The sequence below is a fragment of the Streptomyces sp. SID9727 genome, assembly GCF_010550605.1.
In the GTDB taxonomy this organism is placed as follows: Bacteria; Actinomycetota; Actinomycetes; order Streptomycetales; family Streptomycetaceae; genus Streptomyces.
The window spans coordinates 37,416-44,112 of record NZ_JAAGNI010000294.1 but is presented as its reverse complement, the minus strand read 5'-3'; the positions used below and the strand labels follow the sequence as shown (position 1 = coordinate 44,112).

At 72.8% G+C, this 6,697-nt stretch carries 5 protein-coding genes; 2 read left to right on the top strand and 3 right to left on the bottom strand.

What is annotated here, in order from left to right:
• Positions 1–81: 81 nt before the first annotated feature.
• On the bottom strand, positions 82–1,503 hold the full coding sequence (locus tag G3I41_RS18990) for an NAD(P)/FAD-dependent oxidoreductase (RefSeq protein WP_164401407.1): 1,422 nt from the start codon (positions 1,501–1,503) through the stop codon (positions 82–84).
• A gap of 31 nt (positions 1,504–1,534) precedes the next feature.
• A complete protein-coding gene (locus tag G3I41_RS18985; protein WP_164401406.1) occupies positions 1,535–2,968 on the bottom strand; it encodes an FGGY family carbohydrate kinase in 1,434 nt (477 codons plus the stop codon).
• Between the two features lie 330 nt (positions 2,969–3,298).
• Here G3I41_RS18985 and G3I41_RS18980 point away from each other — a divergent pair, with 330 nt between their 5' ends.
• The gene (locus tag G3I41_RS18980) at positions 3,299–4,285 is read left to right on the top strand and encodes a hypothetical protein (RefSeq protein ID WP_164401405.1); all 987 of its coding nucleotides are present in this window, start codon (positions 3,299–3,301) and stop codon (positions 4,283–4,285) included.
• A gap of 49 nt (positions 4,286–4,334) precedes the next feature.
• Positions 4,335–5,858 (top strand): amino acid permease, encoded by a 1,524-nt coding sequence (locus tag G3I41_RS18975; protein ID WP_164401404.1) that lies wholly within the window; start codon positions 4,335–4,337, stop codon positions 5,856–5,858.
• A gap of 69 nt (positions 5,859–5,927) precedes the next feature.
• Here the strand turns inward: G3I41_RS18975 and G3I41_RS18970 are convergent, their stop codons facing one another.
• Positions 5,928–6,695, bottom strand: a complete 768-nt coding sequence (locus G3I41_RS18970) for a sulfite exporter TauE/SafE family protein (RefSeq protein WP_164401403.1) — start codon at positions 6,693–6,695, stop codon at positions 5,928–5,930.
• Between the last annotated feature and the right edge of the window lie 2 nt (positions 6,696–6,697).

Genomic DNA, 6,697 nt, shown 5'->3' with positions numbered 1-6,697 from the left:
CGCCGGCGAGGCCGGCGGCCGCGGCGAGGCCGGCCGGTCCGGCGCCGACGACCAGTACATCGACCTGGCGTTCACGGCGGGTCATGGGCGGGCCCCCTCCAAGCGGGCGCGGAGCGCGGCGCCGCAGTGGAAGCCCTGGCAGCGTCCGTTGCCGGCCCGGGTCCTGCGGGCGAGGCCGTCGGCCGTGCGCGGCGGCAGCACCGAGGCGAGGGCGTCGCGGATCTCGCCCTCGGTGACGCGTTCGCAGTGGCAGACGAGGGTGCCGTACGCGGGGTCGCGCGCGATCGACTCGGGGTCCAGGTAGGGGCGGAGGGCCGCTTCGCCGAGAGCGGGCATGGTGAGGGGAGCCGGTTCGGCGGGCTCTCCGGGCTCGATGCCGGCGTCGGGGAGGAGGGAGACCACGTAGGCGGCGATGGCCAGGGAAGCGGTGAGTCCGGTGGAGCGGATGCCGCCGACGGTGACGAGGGCCCGCTCCGGGTGGGCCGTGATCCGGTAGTCCTCCCGGCCGGTGGCGGCCCGGAGTCCCGCGTAGACGGCGGTGACCTCTTCGTCGAGCAGCCGGGGCAGTACGCGGCGTCCCTTCTCGCGCAGCAGGGCGAGCCCTTCGGCGGTGGTCTCGGTGGCCCGTTTGTCGTCCAGGTCCTCGGCGGTGGGGCCGAGCAGGACGTTGCCGAAGACGGTCGGCGCGACCAGGACGCCCTTGCCGGCGGCGGTGGGGACGGGCAGCAGGATGTGGCGGACCAGGTCGCGTGCGAGCTTGTCGAAGACGACGAGCTGGCCCCGGCGCGGGCGCACGGTGAAGGTGGCGAGGCCCAGCAGCCGGTCGATCGTGTCGGCGTGCAGCCCGGCGGCGTTGATCAGCAGGCGGGTGCGCAGGACGCCCCGGCCGGTGGTGAGGGTGTGCAGCCCGCCGGCGTACGCGATGTCCTGGACGGGGCAGTCCAGGTGGAGGTGGACCCCGGCCCGGACCGCTTCGGTGGCGTAGGCGAGCGGGGTGGTCCAGGGGCAGATGACGGCTTCGTCGGGGATCTCCAGGGCGCCGAGCGCGCCGGGTCCGAGGTGCGGTTCGCGGGCTGCGGTCTCCTGGGCGTCGAGCAGCCGGGCCGCGTGGTACCCGTTGCGCTCGGCCTTGGCCAGCAGGCCGGGCAGGGCTTCGAGTTGTTCCTGGTCCCAGGCGACGAGGAGGGCGCCGACGCGTTCGACGGGGATGCCCGTGCGGGTGGCGTACGCGGAGAGCAGGTGGTGCCCCTCGCGGACGAGGCGGGCTTCCAGGGTGCCGGGGACCGCGTCGAAACCGGTGTGCAGGATCGCGGTGTTGGCCTTGGAGGTGCCGTTGGCGATGTCGTCGGTGGCCTCGACGAGGGCGGTGCGCAGGGGGCGGTGGGCCAGTTCGCGGGCGATGGCGGTGCCGACGACTCCGGCGCCGATGACCGTGACGTCGTAGGGCGGGCCGTCGGGGAGCGGGTGCCCGGCGCGGGTGACGGTGGGCGTGGCCGCTACCACGTCGGGCCCGACCGGCGGGCGGCGCTCGCGCTCACGTCCGCTCCAGCAGCCCGCGTACGGCGGTCCGGAACGTGTCGAGGCGTTCGGCCGCCTCGTCCGGGCCGATGCGTGGTGCGTAGACGGCGGCCGGTCTCCAGTCGGGGACGGCCCGGGCGAGCGGGAGCGCGGGGTCGGCGCCCATGCGGGCCACGGCTCCGATGCCGAGCGCGGTGACGTCGGGGAGTGCGGAGACCTCGACCGGGCGTTGCAGCAGGTCGGCCTGGGTCTGCATGAGGAGTGCGGAGCGGGTGAGGCCGCCGTCGACGCGCAGGACGGACAGCGGGGCGCCCCGGTCGGCGGTGACCGCGGCGGCCAGTTCGGCCACCTGGGCGGCGATCCCTTCGCACAGGGCGCGCACCAGGTGCCCGGCCGAGGTGTCCAGGCCGAGCCCGGTGACCGAGCCGCGCAGGTCGCTTCGCCACCAGGGGGCGGCGAGCCCGGCGAGCGCGGGGACGAAGGTGACGCCGCCGGTGTCGGGGACGGTGGCGCCGACCGGGTCGAGGTCGGCGGCGCCGGCGATCACCCCGAGGTCCGTGAGCCAGCGCACCGCGGAGGCCGCCGTGTACACCTGGCCGTCCAGGCAGTAGCTGGTCCGCCCGTCGAGCCGCCAGGCCACGCAGCTGACCAGCCCGCCGGTGCCGCGGCGCGGGGCGGCGCCGGTCCCGGCGAGGAGGAACGCGCCGGTCCCGTAGGTGCACTTGGCGACCGACGGGTCCAGGGCGCTCTGGGCCAGCAGTGCCGCCTGCTGGTCGACCAGGAGTCCGGTGAGCGGGATGTCGCCGCCGAAGACCCCTGTCGTGCCGAAGGTTCCCGCGGCGTCGGTCACGGCCGGCAGTCGCTCGTCGCCGAGGCCGTAGGCGTCCAGCGCCTCGGGAGACCATGCGACGCGGTCCAGGTCGAGGAGCTGGGTGCGTCCGGCCGTGGCGGCGTCCGTGACGAAGGCGCCGGTGAGCCGGTGGACGAGCCAGGCGTCGCTGGTGGTGACGACGCCCTCGCGGGTCCGTTCGCGGCGGAGCCAGGCCATCTTCGGGGCGGCGAAGTAGGGGTCGAGAGGGAGTCCGGTGAGGTGGTGCAGCTCTTCGCCGCGAGGTGCGAGTTCCGCGCAGACGCCCGCGGCGCGGCGGTCCTGCCAGACGATCGCCTCGGTGAGCGGACGCCCGGTGTCCGGGTCCCACGCCAGGACCGTCTCGCCCTGGTTGGCGAGCCCGACGGCGTCGACGGTGCCGCCCGATGCGGCCAGGGCCCGCCGGCCGGCCGCGACGACCGACGCGAGTAATGCGGCCGGGTCCGTCTCGACGGCTCCGCCGGGACCGTAGCGGGGCCGCACGGGGGCGGAACCGGAACCGATGACGCCGCGCTCGGGGCAGATCACCAGCGCTTTCGTTCCCGATGTGCCCTGGTCGATTGCCAGCACCGGGCCTGCCATCGGTTCTCCAGCGGTACGCGAGCCCGGGGGCTCGAACGGAATGGTGATCTTCGGTCGCGGCCCCCCACAGTGGTGCAGCCCAGCGGTTACGTCAAGCGCGCGACGGCCGTATGTCCGGAACCTTTCGAGGATTGTGGGAGGTGCCAACACGAGTAACCGGCACGCGACTTGGACGGAATCATTGATTCGTTCGAGAGTTCCGCGCAAACGGCTCTACACTCACCGCCGAACAGCAACCGGAAGCCCGAAAACAGTTTGCACTTCAACTGTTTCTCCCTCGCAATCATCCCTGAGGATCGATGAATTCAGCATCCCGTCCCGAGCGCGTCCATGGCCAACGGTGAATTCCGGCCGGTTTACCATCCGGCCGGTCACGACAATGAACTCCGCGCGGCGTTACAGGACTTACGCACCGGACGCTGGATCGCCATGCGCGATCTGTTGGCGCGCACCCCGGACTGGGCGCTGTGGACCCAGCGCACCCAGGTCCTCGGCGCGGTCGCGGCGGGGACGGACGCGATACGCACCTGGCTGACCGAGGAGCCGGAGAGCGCCGCCGCGGCCGTGATGCGCGCCCGGGTCGCCGTGGAGCGGGCCGTCCGGGCCAACCGCTCCGGGCACCCCAGCGGCCGGGAGCTCTGGCAGGAGGCCTGGGAGGCGTGCCGTTCGGCGGCCCACGCCACGCCGGCCGACCCGGTGCCCTGGGTCTGCCTCCTCGCCCTGTCCCAGCTGGACGACGACCAGCGCCTCGCCGAGCACCGGCTCCCGCCGCCCGGCCCCATGCTGTTCCCCGGCCCGTGGGGGCTGCTGGCCGAGACCGACCGGCGCGACCCGCACAACCGCGAGGCGTACCACCGGATGCTCCAGTTCGTGTACGCGCGCAGGGCCGGCGGCACGCTCTCCGAGGCGGTGAACTTCGTGCAGTGGGCGTCGTCCACGGCACCCGAGGGCTCGGCCCTCCATGTGCTCCCACTCTACGTCCGGGTCGAGCGTTACCGCCGGGAGCACGATCACGACAAGGCCCTCGACCTGCACTGGGTCACCGAGGACGCCGAGCGCGAGGCCCTGCGCGCGCTGGAGGTCTGGTATCGGCGCGCCCCCGCCGCCACCCGCGCCCTGCCCGACCTCAACCACCTCGCGCACGCGCTGTGGGGGGCGCTCCGGTTCGCCGACGCGGCCGAGGTGTTCCGTGAGCTGGGCCCGTACTTCACGTCGCTGCCCTGGGCCTGCCGATCCCGTACGCCCGACGACCCCGGCGGTGCCGAGGAGGTCTTCGTGCGGGCCCGCGCCCGTGCGCTGGCCGCGGATCCCGGCTGAGCGTCCCCGCCCCTTCTCGTTCCGTCCGTTCACCTCCAGGAGGTCCCCCATGTCCGTGTCCACCTCGCCCCGCAAGGGGACCAGTGCGCCGAAGGACGAGGAGCAGCGGCTCCGTGAGCTCGGCTACCAACCGGTCCTGGCCCGCCGGATGGGCGGGTTCGGCAACTTCGCCATCAGCTTCTCCGTCATCTCGATCCTGTCGGGCTGCATGACGCTGTACGGGTTCGGCATGTCGACGGGCGGGCCCGCGGTGATGCTGTGGGGCTGGGCCGGGGTCGGCCTGTTCGTGCTGTGCGTCGGGATGGCGCTCGCCGAGGTGACGAGCGCGTATCCGACGTCGGGGGCGCTGTACTACATGGCGGACCGGCTCGGTGGCCGCAAGTGGGGCTGGTACACCGGCTGGCTGAACCTGCTCGGGCTGCTCGGTGCCATCGCGGGCATCGACTACGGTGCCGCGCTGTTCACGGGCGCGCTGCTGAAGCTCCAGTGGGGCTTCACGCCCACTCCGGGGAAGACGATGATCATCTTCGTCTGCATCCTGCTGCTGCACGCCGTCATCAACCTGTTCGGGGTGCGGGTGGTGAGCATCCTCAACTCCATCAGCGTGTGGTGGCATCTGGCGGGCGTGGCGGTGATCGTCTCCGTACTGGCGATCGTGCCCTCACACCACCAGTCGCCCTCGTTCGTCTTCACCGAGTTCGTCAACGACACCGGCTGGCACAACCCGTTGTACGTGGCGGCGATCGGGCTGCTGCTCGCTCAGTACACGTTCTGCGGCTACGACGCCTCGGCCCATCTGTCGGAGGAGACCTCCAACGCCTCGGTCTCGGCGGCGCGCGGCATCGTCCGGGCGATCTGGGTCTCGTGGGTGGCCGGTTTCGTCCTGCTGGCCGGGCTCACCTTCGCCATCCAGGACTACGCGGGCACGCAGAACAGCGAGACCGGGGTGCCGCCCGCGCAGATCCTGATCGACGCGCTGGGCACCTCGGGCGCCACGGCGATGCTGCTGATCGTGATCGCGGCGCAGTTGTTCTGCGGCAACGCGGAGGTCGCCGCCGCCAGCCGGATGGTGTTCGCCTTCAGCCGGGACAACGCGCTGCCCGGCTCCTCGCTCTGGCGGAAGGTGAGCGCGCGGACGCAGACGCCGGTGCCGGCGGTGTGGCTGTCGGTGATCGTCGCCGGGGTGCTGGCCCTGCCGTCGCTGTACTCGGCGACCGCGTACGGGGCGGTGACCGCGATCAACGTCATCGGGATCACGCCCGCCTACGCGATCCCGGTCCTCCTGAAGCTGCGCGCCGGGGACCGCTTCCAGCGCGGGCCGTGGCACCTGGGCCGCTGGTCGAAGCCGGTCGGCTGGATCGCCGTGGTGTGGGTGGCGATCGTGACGGTGCTGTTCCTGCTGCCGCAGTCCTCCCCGGTGACGATCGGCTCGATGAACTACGCGTCGATCGCCCTGGTCGTCGTGCTGGCCCTGGCCACGGTGTGGTGGTTCGTCGCGCGGCGCTCGTACGGCACGCCGTCGGCGTACGGGAACGCGCGCGAGCAGGCGGAGATCGAGGAGGGCATCATCTGACCGGCCCCGCCGGGATACGGAGGACGGCTCCCGCGGACGCGTGTCCGCGGGGGCCGTCGGCGTACGCCTTCAGGTCAGGAGGAGCTGGAGGCCGCCGACGACGGTGGCGGCCAGGACGATGCGCTCGAAGAGCCGCTGGTCGATGCGGTCCACGCACGTGCGCCCGATCCAGGCGCCCGGCAGCACGAACACCAGCAGGCAGGCGTCCAGCAGCAGGGAGTGCCCGTCGATCAGCCCGAGGCTCACGCTGAACGGCACCTTCGTGGTGTTGACGATCAGGAAGAACCACGCCGAGGTGCCCAGGAAGCCCAGTTTCCGGAATCCGGCCGAAAGCAGGTAGAGCGACATCACCGGGCCGCCCGCGTTGGCGACCATGGTGGTGAAACCGCCGAGCACTCCGTACGAACGTGCCTTGAGCCGTTCACCGGCGGTCGGCGGCCCGTCGTCGGCGCCGGGCTCCGCGACGGCCTCGGCCGTGCGGCGGCGCCGGACGGTGACGCCGGCCATGAAGACCAGGATCGCGCCGATCGAGATCCGCACGGTGGCGTCGTCGGCCCACATCATGAAAAGGGTGCCCGCCACCACGCCCGCCGCGACGGCCGGGAAGAGCCGCAGGAGTGTCGGCCAGTGCGCGTGGCGCCGGTAGACGAGGACAGCGAGCACATCGCCGGCGATCAGGATCGGGAGCAGCACCCCGGTGGACTCGCGGGCGGGGAGGACCGCCGCGAAGACCGCGAGGCTGATCGTGTTGGCGCCGCTGACGGCCGTCTTGGAGAAGCCGACGAGTGCGGACGCCGCGGCCAGTGCCGCCAGTTGCCAGAGGGTAAGTGTGTCCATGC